23 protein-coding genes and 1 pseudogene are annotated in these 19,946 nt (G+C 70.4%); 8 read left to right on the forward strand and 16 right to left on the reverse strand.

Annotated features, from left to right (window positions below; all coding sequences use genetic code 11):
- Positions 1-248: 248 nt before the first annotated feature.
- Entirely contained in the window at positions 249-1,739 is a 1,491-nt protein-coding gene (proP, locus tag HWX03_RS10365) for a glycine betaine/L-proline transporter ProP (protein ID WP_175871185.1), read from the forward strand.
- A 110-nt stretch (positions 1,740-1,849) separates the two neighbouring features.
- Here the strand turns inward: proP and HWX03_RS10370 are convergent, their stop codons facing one another.
- Positions 1,850-2,047, reverse strand: a complete 198-nt coding sequence (locus HWX03_RS10370; RefSeq protein WP_244107175.1) for a hypothetical protein — start codon at positions 2,045-2,047, stop codon at positions 1,850-1,852.
- Positions 2,048-2,213: 166 nt separating this feature from the next.
- A pseudogene (locus HWX03_RS10375) lies at positions 2,214-2,384 on the reverse strand (glutathione S-transferase N-terminal domain-containing protein); the annotation flags it as partial.
- A gap of 172 nt (positions 2,385-2,556) precedes the next feature.
- Here HWX03_RS10375 and HWX03_RS10380 point away from each other — a divergent pair.
- Positions 2,557-3,768 carry a polyhydroxyalkanoate depolymerase gene (locus tag HWX03_RS10380; RefSeq protein WP_175871186.1) on the forward strand — a complete coding sequence of 404 codons (1,212 nt, stop codon included), beginning with the start codon at positions 2,557-2,559 and terminating at the stop codon, positions 3,766-3,768.
- A gap of 13 nt (positions 3,769-3,781) precedes the next feature.
- Here HWX03_RS10380 and HWX03_RS10385 read toward each other — a convergent pair whose 3' ends face one another.
- The 11 genes from HWX03_RS10385 to madL form a co-directional block, all read right to left on the reverse strand.
- Entirely contained in the window at positions 3,782-4,429 is a 648-nt protein-coding gene (locus tag HWX03_RS10385) for a phosphoribosyltransferase family protein (RefSeq protein WP_175871187.1), read from the reverse strand.
- A 125-nt stretch (positions 4,430-4,554) separates the two neighbouring features.
- Positions 4,555-5,076, reverse strand: coding sequence for a phospholipase D-like domain-containing protein (locus HWX03_RS10390; protein WP_174390812.1), 522 nt, complete (start codon positions 5,074-5,076; stop codon positions 4,555-4,557).
- 117 nt (positions 5,077-5,193) lie between these two features.
- Positions 5,194-6,126, reverse strand: a complete 933-nt coding sequence (locus HWX03_RS10395) for an acyltransferase domain-containing protein (protein ID WP_175871188.1) — start codon at positions 6,124-6,126, stop codon at positions 5,194-5,196.
- Complete coding sequence (gene mdcB / locus HWX03_RS10400) at positions 6,123-6,989, reverse strand: triphosphoribosyl-dephospho-CoA synthase MdcB (protein WP_175871189.1); 867 nt, start codon at positions 6,987-6,989, stop codon at positions 6,123-6,125. The genes HWX03_RS10395 and mdcB overlap by 4 nt, the downstream gene beginning before the upstream one ends.
- Positions 6,986-7,654 carry a malonate decarboxylase holo-[acyl-carrier-protein] synthase gene (gene mdcG / locus HWX03_RS10405; protein ID WP_175871190.1) on the reverse strand — a complete coding sequence of 223 codons (669 nt, stop codon included), beginning with the start codon at positions 7,652-7,654 and terminating at the stop codon, positions 6,986-6,988. Before mdcG ends, mdcB begins: the two co-directional genes overlap by 4 nt.
- The gene (gene mdcE, locus HWX03_RS10410; protein ID WP_175871191.1) at positions 7,641-8,348 is read right to left on the reverse strand and encodes a biotin-independent malonate decarboxylase subunit gamma; all 708 of its coding nucleotides are present in this window, start codon (positions 8,346-8,348) and stop codon (positions 7,641-7,643) included. The genes mdcG and mdcE overlap by 14 nt, the downstream gene beginning before the upstream one ends.
- A complete protein-coding gene (locus tag HWX03_RS10415; protein ID WP_175871192.1) occupies positions 8,335-9,270 on the reverse strand; it encodes a biotin-independent malonate decarboxylase subunit beta in 936 nt (311 codons plus the stop codon). The genes mdcE and HWX03_RS10415 overlap by 14 nt, the downstream gene beginning before the upstream one ends.
- Positions 9,267-9,581, reverse strand: coding sequence for a malonate decarboxylase acyl carrier protein (mdcC, locus tag HWX03_RS10420; protein WP_175871193.1), 315 nt, complete (start codon positions 9,579-9,581; stop codon positions 9,267-9,269). The genes HWX03_RS10415 and mdcC overlap by 4 nt, the downstream gene beginning before the upstream one ends.
- A 10-nt stretch (positions 9,582-9,591) precedes the next feature.
- Positions 9,592-11,238, reverse strand: coding sequence for a malonate decarboxylase subunit alpha (gene mdcA / locus HWX03_RS10425; RefSeq protein WP_174430584.1), 1,647 nt, complete (start codon positions 11,236-11,238; stop codon positions 9,592-9,594).
- A gap of 130 nt (positions 11,239-11,368) precedes the next feature.
- A complete protein-coding gene (gene madM, locus HWX03_RS10430) occupies positions 11,369-12,136 on the reverse strand; it encodes a malonate transporter subunit MadM (protein ID WP_027808885.1) in 768 nt (255 codons plus the stop codon).
- An 11-nt stretch (positions 12,137-12,147) separates the two neighbouring features.
- Positions 12,148-12,543, reverse strand: coding sequence for a malonate transporter subunit MadL (madL, locus tag HWX03_RS10435; protein ID WP_006485307.1), 396 nt, complete (start codon positions 12,541-12,543; stop codon positions 12,148-12,150).
- A gap of 329 nt (positions 12,544-12,872) precedes the next feature.
- Between madL and HWX03_RS10440 the strand changes: the two genes are divergently transcribed.
- Positions 12,873-13,721: a LysR substrate-binding domain-containing protein gene (locus HWX03_RS10440; RefSeq protein ID WP_059573894.1), complete on the forward strand. Its 849-nt coding sequence runs from the start codon at positions 12,873-12,875 to the stop codon at positions 13,719-13,721.
- A 170-nt stretch (positions 13,722-13,891) separates the two neighbouring features.
- The gene (locus HWX03_RS10445) at positions 13,892-14,176 is read left to right on the forward strand and encodes a DUF4148 domain-containing protein (protein ID WP_175871194.1); all 285 of its coding nucleotides are present in this window, start codon (positions 13,892-13,894) and stop codon (positions 14,174-14,176) included.
- A 33-nt stretch (positions 14,177-14,209) separates the two neighbouring features.
- On the opposite strand, the gene HWX03_RS10450 is transcribed toward HWX03_RS10445, so the two are convergent.
- On the reverse strand, positions 14,210-15,127 hold the full coding sequence (locus HWX03_RS10450; RefSeq protein WP_174390802.1) for a 3-hydroxyacyl-CoA dehydrogenase NAD-binding domain-containing protein: 918 nt from the start codon (positions 15,125-15,127) through the stop codon (positions 14,210-14,212).
- A gap of 246 nt (positions 15,128-15,373) precedes the next feature.
- Here HWX03_RS10450 and HWX03_RS10455 point away from each other — a divergent pair, with 246 nt between their 5' ends.
- Both HWX03_RS10455 and HWX03_RS10460 read left to right on the forward strand, forming a co-directional pair.
- Entirely contained in the window at positions 15,374-15,814 is a 441-nt protein-coding gene (locus tag HWX03_RS10455) for an Hsp20/alpha crystallin family protein (RefSeq protein WP_175871195.1), read from the forward strand.
- A 16-nt stretch (positions 15,815-15,830) separates the two neighbouring features.
- Positions 15,831-16,241: an Hsp20/alpha crystallin family protein gene (locus HWX03_RS10460; protein WP_175871196.1), complete on the forward strand. Its 411-nt coding sequence runs from the start codon at positions 15,831-15,833 to the stop codon at positions 16,239-16,241.
- Between the two features lie 113 nt (positions 16,242-16,354).
- Here HWX03_RS10460 and HWX03_RS10465 read toward each other — a convergent pair whose 3' ends face one another.
- Both HWX03_RS10465 and HWX03_RS10470 read right to left on the reverse strand, forming a co-directional pair.
- Positions 16,355-16,657: a zf-TFIIB domain-containing protein gene (locus HWX03_RS10465; protein ID WP_175871197.1), complete on the reverse strand. Its 303-nt coding sequence runs from the start codon at positions 16,655-16,657 to the stop codon at positions 16,355-16,357.
- Positions 16,658-16,746: 89 nt separating this feature from the next.
- Positions 16,747-17,502, reverse strand: coding sequence for a TerC family protein (locus tag HWX03_RS10470; protein WP_175871198.1), 756 nt, complete (start codon positions 17,500-17,502; stop codon positions 16,747-16,749).
- 110 nt (positions 17,503-17,612) lie between these two features.
- Between HWX03_RS10470 and HWX03_RS10475 the strand changes: the two genes are divergently transcribed.
- Positions 17,613-18,506, forward strand: a complete 894-nt coding sequence (locus HWX03_RS10475) for a LysR family transcriptional regulator (RefSeq protein ID WP_175871199.1) — start codon at positions 17,613-17,615, stop codon at positions 18,504-18,506.
- A 116-nt stretch (positions 18,507-18,622) separates the two neighbouring features.
- Positions 18,623-19,786 carry a DUF2242 domain-containing protein gene (locus HWX03_RS10480; RefSeq protein WP_175871200.1) on the forward strand — a complete coding sequence of 388 codons (1,164 nt, stop codon included), beginning with the start codon at positions 18,623-18,625 and terminating at the stop codon, positions 19,784-19,786.
- Positions 19,787-19,946: the final 160 nt, after the last annotated feature.

Raw genomic sequence — 19,946 nt, forward strand, 5'->3', positions numbered from 1 at the left:
GGGGCGTTGCCGGAACGCCGGACCCATCGTCCGCACCGGCATCTGCCGCCAGCATCACGCGGCCCATTCTTCATGAGCGCACAGTCGCGACGGCCCATCGGGCCCGCGTCGAAGCAGCCCCTTGGCCCTTTGCTGCCCTTTGTGCAGTAAGTGCTTAATGGTCTGCCCCGACGCGCAGCACGCGACACCGCGCTCGCCGGCAAACCGTGTCGGACGGCCCGCCCGTTCCGGCGCTGTCAAAGGAGTGCATGACCTTGACCGCAACACACGTCAGCCCGACCGCTGTCTCTTCCTCCGCTTCGTCGTCCGGCGAAGCTCCGCTCGCCGTGGACGACATCACCGTCGTCGACCAGAGCCTGCTCAAGCGCGCCGTCAGCGCGATGGCCATCGGCAATGCGATGGAATGGTTCGACTTCGGCGTCTACAGCTATATCGCCGTCACGCTCGGCAAGGTGTTCTTCCCGTCCAGCAGCCCGTCCGCGCAGCTGCTCGCGACCTTCGGCACGTTCGCGGCCGCGTTCCTCGTGCGCCCGCTCGGCGGCATGGTGTTCGGCCCGCTCGGCGACCGTATCGGCCGCCAGCGCGTGCTCGCCGCGACGATGATCCTGATGGCCGTCGGCACCTTCGCGATCGGCCTGATCCCGAGTTATGCGTCGATCGGCATCATGGCCCCGATCCTGCTGCTCGTCGCCCGCCTCGTGCAGGGCTTCTCGACCGGCGGCGAATACGGCGGCGCGGCCACCTTCATCGCCGAGTTCTCGACCGACAAGCGTCGCGGCTTCATGGGCAGCTTCCTCGAGTTCGGCACGCTGATCGGCTATGTGCTGGGCGCGGGCGTCGTCGCGCTGCTCACCGCGTCGCTGTCGCAGGAAGCGCTGCTGTCGTGGGGCTGGCGCGTGCCGTTCCTGATCGCCGGCCCGCTCGGCCTGATCGGTCTCTACATCCGGATGAAGCTCGAGGAAACGCCCGCGTTCAAGCGCCAGGCCGAAGAGCGCGAAGCGCAGGACAAGGCCGTGCCGAAGGCGCGCTTCCGCGAGACGCTGCTGCGCAACTGGCGTGCGCTGCTGCTGTGCGTCGGCCTCGTGCTGATCTTCAACGTGACCGACTACATGGTGCTGTCGTACCTGCCGAGCTTCATGTCGTCGACGCTGCATTTCGACGAATCGCACAGCCTCGTGCTGGTGCTGATCGTGATGGTGCTGATGATGCCGATGACGCTGTACGCCGGCCGCCTGTCGGACAAGGTCGGCCGCAAGCCGGTGATGCTCGCCGGCTGCGTCGGCCTGCTGGTGCTGTCGATCCCGTCGCTGATGCTGATCCATGCGGGCACCACGGCGTCGGTGTTCGGCGGCCTGCTGATCCTCGGCGTGCTGCTGTCGTGCTTCACCGGCGTGATGCCGTCGGCGCTGCCCGCGCTGTTCCCGACCGAGATCCGGTACGGCGCGCTCGCGATCGGCTTCAACGTGTCGGTGTCGCTGTTCGGCGGCACGACGCCGCTCGTCACCGCATGGCTCGTCGACGTCACGCATAACCTGATGATGCCCGCGTACTACATGATGGGCGCCGCGCTGATCGGCATCGTGTCGGTCGTCGCGCTCGCCGAAACCGCGCGCCAGCCGCTGAAGGGCTCGCCGCCGGCCGTCGCGACGCGCCGCGAAGCGCACCAGCTCGCGCGCCAGTTGCGCGAGGAGGACGACGAATCGGAAATCTACGGCGTCGCGACTCCCGCCCGCGCGTGAGCGTCGCTCAATGAAAAAGCCCCGGCCGAAGCCGGGGCCCGATCGAACCCGATCCGCCCGACCGGCTTGCGCCGGCCGGGCTTTTTTTCATCCGCGTGCCGCGAACGTGCTCATGCGTGCGCTTCGCCGTGACGGCAGAAGATCAGCGCGCGCGACCGCGACACGGCCGCCTGCGCGCCGCGCGCCGCGACGATCAGCCCGACCTGGCCGAGATTGAAATCGCGCTCGACCATCAGCTGCGCCAGCGCGGCAAGCGGCAACACGACGGACGGGTGGTACAGGCTCGATTCGATCAGGGCTTTCATCATCGGCTCCATCTGGCAATACGTAATTTGATGGAGTGGATTCTAGGGATCGGTCGCGTCCGGATAAACAGCGCGAATGCGAAGTCACTTGTCAGCCGCCGAGAACAATCGGCAGCGGCTTGCCGGACAAGGCCGCGCGGCGGCCAACAGCGGGGTGCGACCGTCCGGCGCCGCCGTCGGTCACGAGCGTCGGCGCCTTGGCGACCGGGTTGACCGTCCTGAACTGCTCGACATGACGAAATACCGAGATCGACTCGTGTTCGAACGGCAGGTCGAGCGGCTTCGCCGAAATGGCGACGCGGCGCACGAACGGGGAATCCAGCAAGCCGATCAGCTTCATCGCAAACGCTCCGCCTCGAGGGAATGGGACCGACGACTGTAGCAACGTCGCGCGGCAGCGCCTAGCGCGCCGGTGCGCTTGACGCGCATCAGCCAGCCGCGCATCGGGCTCGCACTGCCCGTCCACTGTGACCATAATGCAGGTTCACGCTCCTTCCGCCCCAGGGTCCGCCATGTGGTATGCCGTCGTCGAGCAGCAGCGGGAATGGATGCGCGCTTGGCGCGCGGCGACGCGATACGCGTTCGATGCATGGCCCGCGGCGTCGCTGCCGCACGCCGCGTCGTCGTGCTACGACGACCTGTTCGAACCGCTGCTCGGGCCGCAGGCCGCGCCGCCGGGCTTCGACCTCGCGTGGCCGGCCGTCGACGAGCAGGTCGTCGCGCACACGCCGTTTTGCGACTTGCGGCGCTTCGCGCACGCCGACGCGCGCCGCACGGTGCTGCTGTGTGCGCCGCTCGTCGGGCATGCGGCCGTGATGATGCGGGAAACCGCCGAAACGCTGCTCGCCGATGGCGACGTCTGCGTGACCGACTGGCGCAATGCGCGCGACGTGCCGCTCGCGGCAGGCCGTTTCGGGCTCGACGAGTACGTCGCGATGCTCGACGGCTTCGTCGATACCCTCCAGCGCGACGGTCGGCCGCTGCACGTCGTCGCCGTGTGCCAGGCCACCGTGCCGGCGCTCGGCGCACTCGCGCTGCGTGCCGCGCGCGGCCTCGCGCCGCCCGCGAGTATCACGCTGATCGGCGGCCCGCTCGACGCGCGCCTGAACCCGAGCGCGCTCGGCGCCGCGGCCGCCGCCCATTCGCTCGACTGGTGCCGGCGCCACCTGATCGACATCGTGCCGCCCGGCTTCACGGGGCATGGCCGCCACGTGTTCCCGACCTATCTGCAACAGGGCGAGATCGCGCTCCTGTATCCGCAACGCTTCCTGACGCTGATCGAAACCTACGCGCTGGCAGCTTCCCGCTTCGACATGACCGGACTCGCCGACGCCCGGCGGGCGCTGCGCGAATACACCGCGCTGCTCGACATGCCGGCCGACTATTTTCTCGACACGGTCGACGTCGTGTTCCAGCGCATGCTGCTCGCGACCGGCGCGTGGCGCGTCGGCGGCCGGCGCGTCGAACCGGCCGCGTTGCGCGACGTCGCGCTGCTGACCGTCGAAGGCGCCCGCGACGCGGTCACGGGCGCCGGCCAGACACATGCGGCGCTCGGCCTGTGCAGCGGCCTCTCGGCCGATGAGCACCATCGCGTCGATATCGACGATTGCGACCACTACGGATTGTTTACGGGGCCACGCTGGCACGGCAACGTCCATCCGGCGCTACAGCATGTGTTCGCGCTGGCGGAAGCCGGCCGACCGCGCCCGCGCCGGATTCAGTGAGCGTGACGACGCGTCAAGGGCGCGCCGCGTCGAGCAGCGCGCGCACTTCATCGTCGCTCGTCTGCTCGAAGCGCGCGTAGAACTGGCTGATTCCGAACAACCGCAGCGGCTGCGACACCGTGACGAACGCGTCCGCCAGGCCGTCGAACACGTGCATCGCGCCCGCCGGCGCGACCGGCACCGCCGCGACGATGCGCGCCGGGTGGCGCGCGCGCAGCGCCTGCAGCGCGACGCGCATCGACGCACCGGTCGCGACACCGTCGTCGACGACGATCACGATGCGTCCGTCCACCGCCAGCGGCGGCGCCGCGCCGCGGTACAGCGCTTCGCGGCGTTGCAGTTCGGCCGTCTCGCGCGCGATCACGTCGGCGAGTTGCGCATCCGATACGCCCATCGTGCGGATCACCGACCGCTGCAGATGCGTCGCGCCGCCGGTCGCGATCGCGCCCATCGCGAGCTCCGGGTCGAACGGCACGCCGAGCTTGCGCACGACCAGCACGTCGAGCGGCGCGCGCAGCGCGCACGCGACCGGATACGCGACGGGCACGCCGCCGCGCGGCAGCGCGAGCACGACCACATCGCTTCGCCCCTCGTATTCGCGCAACGCGTCGGCCAGCTGCCGGCCGGCATCGGCGCGATCGGCAAAACTGCTTTCGGTCACGATCGGCTCCCTGCCGTTGCGCCGACTGCGCGAAAGCCGCGCCGGCACCTGTCAACGAGGATGGTTCATCGCTCGCGCCGATGCAAGCAGGGTCACACCGGCGCGCGATGCGCCGAAGCAAAGGGTCAGAGGCCGCCAGCCTGCCGGTACAGCCGCCAGAACGACTGCGCGTAGGACTGCGCGAGTTCGGGCGCGCGCCGGAACACGTTCACCGTATCGGCGTGCTCGGCCGCGCCGTCGGACAGCGTCGTCAGCGCGACGCTGTCGTCGACGATCACGAAGCGCGACGCGGGGCCGCCGTGCCGCGAATCGATCGCGACGTCGATGCCCGCGGATTTCAGATAGCCGGCGCCGCTGTACCTGCCCGCACGCGGCGGGCGCACCAGCACGACGCGCACCTCGATCCCGCGTGCGCGGGCCGCGCGCAGCGCGCTCGCGACCGCCGGCGGCACCTGCGTATAGCCGGCCAGCAGCACGCGGCGCTGCGCCTGTTCGATCAGATCGACGGTCGCGTCGGCCGCCGCGTTGTCATACGAAAAGTACGTGCCGACCGATGCGGCGTCGGACGGAATCTGGCTGGCGTGGACGCTCGTCGCGCAGCAGAACGCGGCGAGCAGGAAGGCGGCTGGTCTCATGGCGGGCGCCATTGTAGCGACGCCAATTCGCGTGGCAAGGGGCGGCTGCGACGCTGCTGCGCCGGCGCAACACACAGTGCGAAACAGGGGCCCGGCGGCTGTGTTTCAAGCCGGGTTTCAACCCGCCGATCAGCCGGCCGCGACGCGCGCGAGCCAGCTCGTCACGCCGTCGACGGAACGGAAATCCGCGAGGCTGCGCGCCGGCAGCGCGGGATACGCGCCGCCCGCCATCTCGGCCAGCGCGCGCCCGGGGCCGAGTTCGAGAAACGCGGTTGCGCCGGCCTCCACGCACGCGGCAAGACAGGCCGCCCACTCGACCGGCTCGGCGATCTGCCGCGCGAGCTTGTCGAGGCCCGTGTCGACATCGAGCACCGACGCGCCGTCGATCCCCGAGAACAGCCGCGTGCCGGGCAACGGCCGGCGCACGCGCGTCGCGGCCAGCGTCGCGCGGAATGCCGGCACGGCCGCCGCCAGCCGGCGCGTGTGCGACGCGATCCGCACGCAGACGGGCGCGACGCGCTGCGCGCCGGCGCGCGCCGCGTCGTCGGCCACGGCATCGACATCGGCGTGCCGCCCCGCGACCACGAACGCATCGCCCGGGTTCGCGATCGCGATGGCCGCGTCGCGACCGTCGCACAGCTGCGCGAGTTGCGCGCGCGTCAGGCCGCGCACGAACACCATCCGCTCGTCGCCGCCGCTCGCGGCATCCATCTCGCGTGCACGCGCGGCGGCCAGGTCGAGCGCAGCGTGCGGGTCGATCATCCCCGCGACGCTCCACGAGCCGACCTCCCCGACGCTGTAGCCCGCGACGCAGCGCCGGCGCGGCCACACCGCGTCGAGCAGCGCGGCCGCCGCGAGCGCCTGGACCGTGCAGAGGATCTGCGCGGCGCGGTTTTCCCGCAGCGCGTCGGGCCCGGCCTGCCGGACCCACGCGCGCGGATCGTCGCCGAGCAGCCGGCCCGCATGCGCGAACAGTGCGTCGGCCTGCGGCGCCGACCCGGTCAGGTCGAACATGTCGGCGCGTTGCGCGCCTTGCCCCGAGCACAGGATGGCCAGCGTCATCGCGCGTGCCCCTCAGCTTCGAGCTCATCGACGAATACGCTCATCGCGAGCAGGTCGGCCGCGCCGCCCGGGCTCAGCCGGCGCGCGACGAACGCACGATGCGCGGCCGCCGCGCGCAGCCGCCAGTCGCGCGCCCGCACGCCGCCGCGCGCGACGAACGCGCGGGCGGTCGCGCGGGCGAAATCGAGGCCGTCCTGCCCGCCCCGGTGCAGCAGATTCGTGTCGTCGAGCGCGGCGATCAGCGCGAAGCACGCGGCGACGCGCGCGGCTTCCGGATCGTCCGGCAGGTCGCGCTGTGCACGGCGCAGCGCGGGCAATCCAACCGCGTACACGGTCGGGAAGCCGTCGGCGGCCTCGCGACGCGCACCGCCGACACCGTAGCGGCGGCTGGCGCGCTCGCCGTGGCTGTCCGGCAAACGCGGGCCGCCGAGGATCTCGACGCCCCAGCGGCGGGACACGAACGCACCGAGCGTCGTCCCGGCCGGCATCGCACCCGGCAGCGCGCGCCGGCCGGCGGCCGCGCACAGCAGCCCGAGCCCGAAGATCGCGCCGCGATGCGTATTGACGCCGCCGGTCGCGGCGAGCATTGCGTGTTCCGCGCGCAGGCCGATCTTGCGCAGCACGGCCATGTCGGCGTTGCGTGCGCCCGCATCGGCGAGTTCCGCGAAGTACGGCCGCAGCACGGCCGCGCTGCGCGCGAACGTCGCGGCGTCCATGTCCGTATGACTGCCAGTATCGACGTGACTGACGAGGCCCGGCTTCGGATAGGTGTCGATCTCGAGCACGAGGCTGTGCTCGGCCAGCGCGGCGATGCGCTCGGCCTCGGACGGCGCGGCTAAGCGGCACGCAGCCCGTGCGTTCATCGCGTGCCTCCGGTGAAGGCGTCGGCGCGCATCAATTCGACGGCCACCGCGGTCTTCACCGCGACTTCGGGCAAGCGCGCGTGCAGCTCGCGCCAATTGACGCCCGCGCCGTCGTCGCGCAACAGTTCGCCGTCGATGCGCATCGGCGCGCGCGCGTCGATCGCCGCAAGACCGTCGAGCAGCGGCGCAAGCGACGCGGCGTCCGGCAGCGGAAACACGATGTCGAGATCGGACGATGCGCTCAGATATGACTCGCCCGTCAGCGCCTGCCAGGCGAGGCTGCCGAACACGCGGCCCTGCACGCCGCAGCGCGCGCCGAGCGCATCGAGTTCGCGCAACGGCGCCTGCCATGCCGCGGGCGCGGCGGCGAGCACGTCCGTCAAGGTCGGCAGCGGGCCGACCGTCGCGAGCGCGTCGGCGGCCACGTTCAGCGCGATGCGCCGCTTGCCCGCCGACGGCGGCAGCGGCAGGCCGAGCGGCACACGGCCGACATCGGCTTCATCCGGCGACGCGCGACGCATGATCAGCGGCCAGCCGCGTTCGGCCCATTCCCGCACGAGCGGATCGCCCGCGAGCGCGGGGTCGCGGGCGAATGCCGCGCCCCACCCGGCCGCCGTCAGCGTGACGAGCGTGTGGCGGCGCAGCGGCCGCTCAGCGTGCGGCACGCGCGAGTGCCTCGACGCGGCCGGCGACGTCGGTCGCGACCGGCCGGCCGCGCGCCGCGCGCCGGTCGATGCGGTCGGCCGGCTTGCCGAGCCATTCGCCGACCTGCGCGTCGAGCGCGCGGGACGGATCGAGCACGGCGTCGACGGCGCCCATCTTCACGAGATTGTCGAGCCCCGGCGCGAACACCGGCGTCGAACGCGCCATCTCCTTCAGCACGTCGATCGGCAGCTTGGTCACGCGCGACATCGACGGCAGGTCCATCACCTCCGGCTCGGCGCCCGGCACCGCGAGCAGCGTGCGCGTCGCGAGCGCGGTCGCGATGAACGCGCCGGCGGCCGTGTGGCCGTACAGCACGCCGATCGTCCGATGTCCGGCGAGATCCGCGTGCATCAGGCATTTCGCGAGATGCGACAGCCCTTCGTTCAGGCCGAGCAATTCGTCGCGCTTGCTCATCCGCTGGCTATCGCTGTCGACGAGCACGAGAATCGGCGTGTCGCCGCCGCGCGCGACCGTGTCGAGCACGCGCGACGCGAGCGTCAGCGCCTCGTCGATGCCGAACGGCAAGCGGTCGGCAACACCGATCACGTCGACGCGCGCGCCGGCCAGTTCCGCGTGGCCCGTCAGCAGGCCGCCATTACGCGCAATCGAATGGCCCGCGGGAAACAGCGAGTTCAATACTTCATCGAGCGTCATGCTGGGACTCCTGCAGTTGATCGGCGAGCTTCGCGAACGCGTCGTCGGCCATGCCCGGAATCGCTTCCGGCGCGTCGGCCCCGAGCATGCGCCACACGTCGAGCGCGTCCTTGCAGGCGCCGAACCGTTCGACCCGCGCTTCGAGACGCGCCTGTTCCGCGCGCAGCATCGCCGCATCGAACGCCGGCGCGCGGCCGATCAGTTCGAGCGCGGCCGCGCGAAACGCGTCCGGCGTGTCGGCCACATAGCGGTCGGCGCTGCCGATCAGGCGCCGATGCTTGCCGCCCATCGTGCGCCAGATCAGCGCGCGATCCTTCGAGTCGAATTCCTCGACGCCGCGATTGGTCTCGATCACTTCGGGGCCCGACACGCTGATGCGCCCCTGCTCCGACACCGCGAGCGCCGAACAGCACGCGGCGAGCAACCCGCCGCCGCCGTAGCAGCCCGCGCGCCCGCCGATCAGCCCGATCACCGGCACGCCGGCCGCACGCGCGTCGACGAGTGCGCGCATGATCTCGGCGATCGCGAGCTCGCCCGCGTTCGCTTCCTGCAACCGCACGCCGCCCGTATCGAACAGGATCAGCACCGGCTTGCCGACGTCGCGCGCGGCGCGCAGCAAGCCGGTGAGCTTCGCGCCGTGCACTTCGCCGAACGCGCCGCCCATGAAGCGGCCCTCCTGCGCGGCGACCAGCACCGGCCGGCCGTCGAGCCGGCCGTGGCCGACCACCATCCCGTCGTCGAACTGCTGCGGCAGGTCGAACAGCGGCAGGTGCGGGCTCGTCACGCGTTCGCCCGGCCCGAGGAATTCGCTGAAACTGCCCGCGTCGAGCAGCCCGTCGATGCGCTGCCGCGCCGACGCTTCGTACCAGCTCGCCGCGTTCGCGACGAACGCCGGCGCGTCGTGAATCACGTCGCTCATCATGCGTCTCCCTCGATCGCGCGCACGGCCTGCGCGAGTCGCAGCGACACCATGTCGGGGCGCGCGCCGCCGTCGTTGATCGACAGCTTCAGGCCGCCCGGCGCGCGCCGTTCGACGAAATCCGACACGACCGCCTGCCAGACCGCGCCGAAACCGACGGCCGCGGTGCGGATGTCGATCTCGCATTCGTTGCCCGGCAGCACGCGCTCGACCAGCACCTCGAGGTTGCCGGACGCGACCACGCCGACGAGCGCCGCGGCCTGCTCGCCCTTCGCGCGTTCGCGCGCGGTGAAGCGATAGTTCAACTGTTCCATGCCCTTTTCCTCACCAGTTGCGGAACCGGGCCGGCGGCGCATAGAGCCCGCCCGACCAGTGCACCAGATCCTTGATCGAACGCGCAGCGAGCCAGCGGCGGTCGGCATCGAGCGGATCGATGCCGAGATCCTCCGGGCGGCGGATCACGCCGCGCTCGCGCAGCCGCTCGACCATCCTGCGGTCGCGACCGCGGCCGACGTCCGTATAGCCGGCGACGCCGCGAATCGCGTGCTCGCGTTCGTCCTTGTCGCGGCACATCAGCAGGTTCGCGATCCCTTCCTCGGTGACGATGTGCGTGACGTCGTCGCCATAGACCATGATCGGCGCGAGGTCGAGTTGCAGCTTGTCGGCGAGCTTCAGCGCATCGAGCTGCTCGACGAACATCGGCACGTTCTTGTCGCCGAACGTCTCGCCGATCTGCACGACCAGCTTGCGGCCGCGCCGCAGCGCCGCCGGCGTGTCGGGGTCGGCTTGCGCGCCGGCCTTCAGCCATGGCTCGCTCGGATGGCGCCGGCCGCGCGCGTCGCTGCCCATGTTCGGTGCGCCGCCGAAGCCGGCGATGCGCTCGGCCGTGACCGTCGACGAATGGCCCGCCAGGTCGATCTGCAGCGTCGAGCCGATGAACATGTCGCACGCATAGAGGCCGGCCGTCTGGCAGAACGCGCGGTTCGAGCGCAGCGACCCGTCGGGGCCCGTGAACCACACGTCGGAGCGCGCGCGGATGTAGTCGTCCATCCCGACTTCGGAGCCGAAGCAATGGATCTGCTCGACCCATCCCGATTCGATCGCGGGAATCAGCGTCGGGTGCGGATTGAGCGCCCAGTGCGTGCAGACCTTGCCTTTCAGCCCGAGCTTCGCGCCGTAGGTCGGCAGCAGCAGCTCGATCGCGGCCGTGTTGAAGCCGATCCCGTGGTTCAGGCGCTTGATGCCGTACGGCTCGTAGATGCCCTTGATCGCGAGCATCGCGGTGAGGATCTGCGTTTCGGTGATCGCGGCCGGATCGCGCGTGAACAACGGCTCGACGTAGAACGGCCGGCCGGCTTCGACGACGAAATGCACGCGGTCGCCGGGGATGTCGACGCGCGGCACCTTGTCGACGATGCGGTCGACCTGCGCGATCACGATGCCGTCCTTGAACGCGGTGGCCTCGACGACGGTCGGCGTGTCCTCGGTGTTCGGGCCGGTGTACAGGTTGCCGTCGCGATCGGCGCTCACGGCCGCGATCAGCGCGACCTGCGGCGTGAGGTCGATGAAGTAGCGGGCGAACAGTTCGAGATAGGTATGCACCGCGCCGAGCGCGATCTTGCCGCCGAACAGCAGCTTCGCGATGCGCTGCGACTGCGGGCCCGAATACGCGAAGTCGAGACGTTTCGCGATGCCGCGCTCGAACACGTCGAGATGCTCGGGCAGCACGACGCCCGACTGCACCATGTGCAGGTCGTGGATCTTCGCGCTGTCGACGTCGGCGAGCGCCGTCGCGAGCAGGTCCGCCTGCTTCTGGTTGTCGCCTTCGAGGCAGACGCGGTCGCCGGGCCGCAGCACCGCTTCGAGCAACGCGACGGTGTCGCGCGCATCGACCCGCTTGCCCTGCGCGTAAGCCGCGCCGGCCGCGAGGCGTGCATCGCGCGCCTGCCGCGCGTGATTCCATCCGGTCATGAACAGTTCTCCGCTTCGATGGTTCAGCGGCATTCTAAGCCTGGCGCCGCCGCCGATTGATGATGTTGCAGAATGCGACTCAGAGGACGCCGCGATGGATAAGGCCCGCGCGCGGGCCGCATCGCACACCCTACGCGCCGACCAGCGCGCGCGTCGTGAAGAACAGCAGCGACGGCCCGAGCAGGCAGCCGACGCCGGTATGGAACGTCGCGACCAGCGCACCGTACGGCACGAGCCGACGGTCGGTCGCGGCGAGCCCCGCGCTCACGCCGCTGACGGTGCCGGCCAGGCCGCCGAAGATCATCGCGGAGCGCGGCGTCTTCAGGCCCATGAAGTTGGCCGCGACCGGCGTGCCGACCATCACGATGATCGCCTTCACGAGCCCCGTCGCGATGCTGAGCGCGATCACGTCGGAGCTCGCGCCGATCGCCGCGCCCGTGACCGGCCCGACGATGTAGGTGACGGCGCCCGCGCCGATCGTCGTCATGCTGACCGCGTCGGTATAGCCGAACGCGCGCGCGACGCACGCGCCGACGATGAACGGCAGCACGGTGCCGAGCAGCAGCGACACGACGCCGACGAGCCCGGCCTTGCGCGCCTCGGTCGGCTGCACTTCGAACGCGGTCGCGACGATCGCGAAATCGCGCAGCATCGCGCCGCCCATCAGGCCGATACCGGCGAACAGCTTGACGTCGGCCAGCCCCTTCTCGCCGCCGGTGAATGCGCCGCCGACGTAGGCGAGCACGAGGCCGATGACGATCGCGATCGCCGAGCCGTGCACGCGGCCGAACGTGAGCTTGCGCGACGCGATCGACGACAGCCACATGATCAGGCCGACCAGCGCGAACGACGCGACGAGCCCGTTGTGGGCGACGGTTTTTTCGAGCATCTGCAGCATGGCGGCCTCCGTTACTGTTCTTCGAATTGCGGCACGCCCGCGAAGGCCGTGTCGTCGCGCCCCGTGCGCGCAAGTACCGCAATGCAGCATGCGCAGATCGCGACCGCGCCGACCGCGGCGAGCAGCGCGACCGGGCCGCCCTTCAGCGCGGCGACGACGTTCTGGTTCGCGGCCATCGCGACGACGACGGGAATGTACATCGCGCCCCAGAAACCGACGCCGGCCTCGGTCTCCTTCGGCAGCCAGCCGCGCCGGTGCAGCCACAGGCGCAGGCAGATCAGCAGCAGCATCGCGATGCCGACGCCGCCGACGTTGGTCTTCACGCCGATCGCGCTGCCGAGCAGGTCGCCGAGGAACAGTCCGGCCAGGTGGCAGAACGCCAGCAGCGCGGTTCCGTAGATGATCATGAGTCGTCTCCAGTCTCTTCGTGACGGGTGCCTGACGCGTGCGGGAGCCAGGCCCGCACGCCGATCCCGGGCGGACTGTCCGTCTCCTGCGGCGGGGCGCCGCGGCCCGGCGGCTCGTCGTGCGAGCGCGTTCTCGGGGTCGATGGGATGATGCGGTTTCGGGCCGGACGCCGGATGGCTTAGACTGACCGATACAGCCGGCGGCGCGACACGGGCTACGCGTCCGGCGCCCCCCGTTCGCGGAGGCCGCACTGGCGCGTGATCCGATACTAGCGCCGCAAAATCCGGCCATTTATGAAGTTGTCGAAACCGATTCAGTGGATTTAGCAATGCGTCCGTTACCGCCCGAGCTGCTGCGCAGCTTCGTCGCCGTCGCCCAGTCCGGCAGCTTCACCGCCGCATCCGAGCGCGTGAACCTGTCGCAGTCGACCGTCAGCCAGCATATCCGCCGCCTCGAGGAGCTGCTCGACCGGCCGCTGTTCGAGCGCGACACGCGCAACGTGCACCTGTCGCAGCACGGCGACGCGCTGTTCCGCTACGCGGTGCGCATCCTCGAACTGATGGACGAGGCCGTCACATCGGTATGCGGGCCGCCGCTGTCGGGCAAGGTGCGGCTCGCGATGTCGGAGGATTTCGCGTCGGCGCACCTGACGGCCGCGCTCGCGAGCTTCGTGCAGCGCAACCCGGACGTCGAGCTCGCGATCTCGACCGGGCTGTCGGGCGACCTGTTCGACGCGCTCGACGAAGGCCGGCACGATCTCGTGTTCGCGAAGCGCATCGCCGGCAGCCGGCGCGGCCGCGTGATCCGCAGCGAACCGCTGTACTGGTGCACCGGCCCCGATTCGCGGATCACCGGCCACGAAGCCGTGCTGCCGCTCGCGATGCATCCGGAGCCGAGCGTGTCGCGCCGCCGCGTGCTCGAATCGCTCGAGGCCGTCGGGCGCCCTTACCGGATCGCCGTCGTGAGCAGCAGCATCGCGGTATTGCGGGCGGCCGCGAGCGCGGGGCTCGGCGTCAGCGCGTTCGCCGGCTACGTGATCCCGGCCGGGCTCGCGCGGCTCGATGCGGGGCTGCCGGAACTCGGCGAACTCGAATACGTGATCGATCGCCCGGCGGCCGCGTCGCGCTCGACGCTCGCGCTGGAAGCCACGTTGATCGCGGCGGCGGCCGAGTTGTAACGGCGCGGCACGGCGCACCGCGCGCGGGCGCGGTCGCCCCCGCACCTGACAGCTTTGCCCGGAACGCGTCATCGTCCGCGCAGTACCCGCTCGCGACAATGGGCTCCATCCGAACGCACCGCGCATCGCCGCGCGCGTCCGGCACCCCGTCCCCTTGATCGGAGCCCGCCATGAAGAACGTCCTGCGATTCGCCGTCGCGACCGCTGCAGCCGCCTTGCTGTCCCCCGTCTTTGCCCAGACCGACGCGTCGGCCCCCGCACAACAGGGCCTGACGCGCGCGGAAGTCGTCGATCAGCTCAAGCAGGCCTATCTCGACGGCGAATTGCCGACGAACGACGGCAACTATCCGCCGACCGCCGCGACGCGCGCGCGCAATCGCGAACTCGTGCAGGCCGCGAGCCCCGCGTGGCTGGCCCACGTGCCGCCTGCCCAGCAAGCGACCTCGCAGCAATGACCGGCGCCGCCGCGGCGCGCGATCGGATCAGGCTCAGGGCAGGAAGCTGCGGCGCCGCGCGTCGATCAGTTCGACGAGCAGCCGGTCGCGCTCGGCCGCCAGTTCCTGCATCGAGCGCTCGCCCTGGATCGCGCGCAGCTCGTCGTTCAGCTTGCGATCGACTTCCGGGTCGAACGACGGCGTGCCGAGGTCGTCCCACCAGCTCGTGATCGGCCCCGACAGGTGCTCGAGGAAGTGCGCGATCCCGCCCGCGCCGCCGCCGAGGTGATAGGTCAGGCACTGCCCCATCAGCCCCCACCGCAAGCCGGGGCCCCACGCGACGGCCTTGTCCGCATCGGCGACGCTCACCACGCCTTCGCCGACGAGGTGGTACACCTCGCGGAACAGCGCGGCCGCGAGCCGGTTCGCGACGTGGCCGGTCATCTCCTTGTTCAGGACGATCGTCTGCTTGCCGAGCGCATCGTAGAACTGCTTCACGCGCGCGATCACGTCCTGGCCGGTCGCATCGCCGCCGACCAGCTCGACGAGCGGGATCAGGTGCGGCGGATTGAACGGATGCGCGATCAGGCAGCGTTCCGGATGCTTCGCGCACGCGGTCTGGATCTCGGACATCTTCAGGCCCGACGAGCTCGACGCGATCGGCACGTGCGCGGGCAGCACGTCGTCCATCTGGCGGTAAAGCGCGCGCTTCAGGTCGAGTCGCTCGGGGCCGTTCTCCTGCACAAAGTCGACGCCGTCCAGCGCACGCACGAGATCGGCGTCGAACGACAGCCGCGCGGAAAGTTCGGCAGCCCGCTCGCCGAGAAACGCGGCGAGCGCGTCGCGCAGCCGCGCATCCGCTTGCGGCGCCGGGTCGGTCGCGACGACGTCGAAGCCCTGCGTCAGGTAGAAAGCGGCCCAGCTCGCGCCGATCACGCCGGCGCCGACGATCGCGATACGTCGAATGTCCATGGTTGTCCCGTGTGGTTGGTCTGCGGATATGTCGCGGCGATTGTCGCATCGAATCCCGCGCGCAGGCGTCGATGGAGATTGCAGATTCCCTCTTGAAATGCGCGGCGGCGGCCACTAACTAAGCGTCGTCGGGCAGTGCCGCATGCAACGCACCGCCCCCGTATCGACCCCGTGGAGTCACCCGTCGCGCCCGCCGCTGGCGTCGCGCCGTCACGTCTCCCGCGTTCCCTGTTCAGGAGGACCAACATGAGCGGTATCCATCACGGCTACGACTTGTTCGACGAATTCGCCCGCGTGCAGCGGCAGATGACGAGCCTGCTCGGCGAACGTCCGTCCGGCATCCGCGCGGGGCGCGCCGGCGCGTTTCCCGCACTCAACGTCGGCGCCACCGACGACGCGATCGAGATCGTCGCGTTCGCGCCCGGCATGGCCGCGGCCGACTTCGACGTGTCGATCGACAAGGACCTGCTGACGATCAGCGGCGAGCGCAAACCGGCGCCGCGCGCCGAAGGCGACGACGTGCGCACGTATGCGCAGGAACGCTTTCACGGCGCGTTCCGCCGCGTGGTCGAACTGCCGCGCGATGCGGACCCCGACCAGGTCAGCGCCCGCTACGAAAACGGCTGCCTGCTGATTCGCGTCGGTCGGCGCGAAGCCTCGAAGCCGCGTGCGATCACCATTCAGTAATCTTCAGGATACCGACATGAACACGAATCCGACCCTGGCCGAACGCCACCCGAGCACCGTTCACGCTGCCGCCGCCGAAGCCGCGCGCCGGCCCGCGATCACCCCGTCCGTCGACATCGTCGAGGACTTGCGCGGCGTCACGCTGCGGGCCGACCTGCCCGGCGTGCCGCGCGACAACCTCGACGTGAAGGTGCACGACAATACGCTGACGATCGAAGCCGCGACGCACCTCGACACGCCGGCCGACCTGCGCGTGCGGCACGCGGAAGTGCGCGCGACGCGCTATGCACGGTCGTTCGTGCTGAGCGCCGACCTCGACACGTCGCGGATCGATGCGAACCTGCGCGACGGCGTGCTGACGCTGACGATCCCGCGCCGCGAGGAAACGCGTCCGCGCCGCATCGACGTGACGGCCGGCAACGCGTAAATGTCAACGCGTGTCCTGACGCGACGCGCATGAAAAAACCCCGCCCCGGCGCGATGCCGGGCGGGGCTTTTTTTGCCTCGGGCCGCGCGCATTCAGGCGCGCGGACTGCAGATTCAATCGAAATCGAACAGGTCGAACACCGACTTCTTGCGACGCCGGCCGTCGTGCCGATAACGTTCGTCGTGCGAGCGGCCGTCGCGACCCCAGCCATCGTCGCGGTCGCGCGGCGCATGCGCATCGTGTCGCGCCGGCGCGGCATCGCGGCGGGCCGGCGCGTCACCGGTTTCGCGGGCGATCAGCTTGTCGAGTTCGCCGCGATCGAGCCATACGCCGCGGCAGGTCGGACAGTAGTCGATCTCGATCGACTGGCGCTCGGCCATCAGCAGGTCGGGCGTCTTGCAGACAGGACATTTCATTGCGTTCTCCTTTCCGTGCGAATTTCATCCGGATTCCGTATGAGGCGCGCGAGCCGGCCGCCGCAGCGGCCGACGTCACGCGCGCCGGCTCAGTCGCGCGCCACGTGCGCTGCCCGCTTCGCCTTCGCGCGCCGCGCCAGCATGTTCATACCCTCGACGAACGCCGAGAACGCCATCGCCGCGTAGATGTAACCCTTCGGCACGTGCGAACCGAACCCTTCGGCGATCAGCGTCATGCCGATCACGACCAGGAACGACAGCGCGAGCATCACGATCGTCGGGTTGCGGTCGATGAAGCGTGCGAGCGGCTGCGCGGCGAACAGCATGACGGTCACGGCGACGATCACGGCGACGAACATGATCGGAACGTGCTCGGTCATGCCGATCGCGGTCACGATGCTGTCGATCGAGAACACGATGTCGAGCATCACGATCTGGCCGATCGCGGCCCACACCGTCAGGCCGGCCGCGCCGCCGACCCCGCCCGCGCCGTCGCCATCGTGCGACACGTGGTGATGGATCTCGGTGGTCGCCTTCCATACGAGGAACAGGCCGCCCGCCAGCAGGATCATGTCGCGCCACGAGAACGCGTGGTCGAACAGCGTGAACACGGGTTCGGTCAGGCTCGCGATCCACGCGACGCTGCCGAGCAGCGCGAGGCGCATCACCAGCGCGAGCGCGATGCCGAGGCGCTGCGTACGCGCGCGCTGCGCTTCGGGCAGCTTGTTGCTGAGGATCGAGATGAAGATCAGGTTGTCGATGCCGAGCACGACTTCCATCACGACGAGCGTCAGGAGCGCGGCCCAGACGGCGGGGTCGGCGGCAAGCGTCAGCAGGTAGTCCATGGGATGGGCCGATACGAAAGTGGAAAGCCTGATGATATGCCGCCCCACACTTCGGAAAAATCAGAGAGAATCTGAATTTAGGTTCGGTTTTTTCGATATATCGCGCTCCGATGCTGAATTTTCGCCATCTGTACTATTTCTGGGTCGTCGTGAAGGAAGGCGGCTTCGCGCGGGCCGCCGGCCGGCTGGACATGGCCGTGCAGACGATCAGCGCGCAGGTGCGCGAGCTGGAGAAATCGCTCGGGCACCAGTTGCTGCGCCCGGCCGGGCGCGGCGTCGCGATGACCGACGCCGGGCAGGCCGCCTTTGCGCGCGCGGAAGTCATCTTCGAGATGGGTCGGCTGATTCCCGACGACGTGCGCGCGGCGGCCAGCCGGCCGACCGTGCGGCTCGCGGTCGGCCTCGCGGACGGCATCTCCAAGCTCGCCGCGCACGCGATCCTGGCCCCGGTGCTCGACACGCCCACGCTGCGGCTGCTGTGCCACGAGGGCGAACACGACGCGCTGCTCGCGGAACTCGCGCTGCATCATCTGGATCTCGTGCTGGCCGGCCAAGGCGCGCCGTCCGGGTCGAACCTGCGCGTGACGAGCGAGCGCCTCGTCGCGTCGCCGGTCGACTGGTACGGGCCCGCGGCGCTCGTCACGCCGGCCGCGCGGCAGCGCTTTCCGCAGTGCCTGGCCGACCTGCCGGTGCTGCTGCCGACCGCGCATTCGGCATTGCGTGCGCGTCTCGACCTGTGGCTGGAAAGCGAGCGGATCGTGCCGCGCGTGGCGGGCGAGTTCGAGGACAGCGCGCTGATGGCCGTGTTCGCGGCGCGCGGCCTCGGCGTGTTTCCGCTGAGCGAACTCGGCGCGAACGACGCGTCGCTGCTGCGCGGGCTCAGGCGGCTCGGGCGGGCGGGCGACGTGACCGAGGAGATCCACGCGATCCGCTCGCGGCGCGGCGAACATCATCCGCTGACGTCGCAATTGCTGGCCGCTGCGCGCGGCGCGCCGGCCGTCTGAAGCGAGCGCGACATCAAACGAAACTATAATGTCGCCCCGGCCATACGAGATGTGCACGCGCATCAATTCGGGCACTACCCTTGCGCCGCCTCTCGCCGAGCCTTCTGAAAGACGCCATGCACAACCGATTTCGCCTGTTTTCCGTTTCGTGCGCGCTCGCGGCCGCGACCGTGCTGGCGGCATGCTCGTCGCCGCCCAAGCCGATCTACCAGCAGGAACAGTTCGACGCGACCAGCAGCCCGTATGCGCATACGTTCCACTCGAAATCCGACGCGGCCTGCGAGGCCGCGCGGCGCGCACTGCTGAGCCAGGGCTACGTGGTGTCGTCGTCGCGCAACGACGCGGTCGACGGCAGCAAGAATTTCCAGCCGAGCAACGACATGCACGTCGTGATCGAGTTTCACGTCGTGTGCGCGGATGCCGATGCGGACGGCTCGTCGAGCATCGCGTACGTGAACGCGGTGCAGGACCGCTATACGCTGAAGAAATCGAATACGTCGGCCAGCGTCGGCTTGAGCGTGTTCGGCTCGCTGTCGCTGCCGATCGGGTCGAGCGACGATGCGCTCGTCAAGACCGCGAGCGAGACGATTCCCGCCGGCGTGTTCTATGAGCGTTTCTTCACGCTCGTCGACCATTTCCTGAAGATCGACCCGGCGCGCCGCGACCGCGCGACCGTGAAGGCCGCGGAGAAGGAACCCGTCGCGCCGCTGCCCGAGCCCGCGCCGACGCCGCAGGGCGAACCGATGAAGATGACGACGCCGGTCGTGCCAACGCCGCCCGCGGCGCCGGTGCCGCTGTCGGCGCCGGGTGTCGCGCCCGGGTCGGGCGCGAATGCCGTGCCAGCCGCGGCATCGGCCGTCGCGGCGCCGGCTGCGATGCGCGCTGCCGCGCCGGCGGCGGCGTCCGGCTCGGCGCCGGCTTCGGGGGCGGCGCCCGCGGCGGTGTCCGCGCCTACGCCGGCTTCGGCGGCCGGTCCGGCGCCTGCGCCTGCGCCTGCTTCGGCGCCCGTGCCGGCTTCTGGTCCAACAACCGCGCCGGCCCCCTCGTCGACCTCCGGTTCGACGGCCGCGCCGGTTTCCGCGCCCCCGTCTCATTCGGGTCCGGCAGCAGCGCCGGCCACCACCACTCCGTCATCGGCCGTGCCCGCGCCTTCGGCAGTGGCATCGGCACCCGCATCGGCATCGGCATCGGCGCAGTCAAGCGCATCGCCTGCGCCGGCCACCGCCAACCCGGTCGCATCGTCCGCGCCGTCCGGCGCGAGCGCACCCACCGCGAACTGATCGCGCTCCCGTATCGTCGCGCCGGCCGCGTGCGGCGCAACGCGACGGTACGCACACCTTCCGCATCATTCCGCGAGGTCGTTCCCGCCCCTCCGGCTGTAGCCGGCCGCGCGGGATTGACGGAAAGGCAACGTCGACGCGTCATGGTCAGCCATGCGCG

The organism is Burkholderia sp. BCC0397 (genome assembly GCF_902832865.1).
In the GTDB taxonomy this organism is placed as follows: Bacteria; Pseudomonadota; Gammaproteobacteria; order Burkholderiales; family Burkholderiaceae; genus Burkholderia.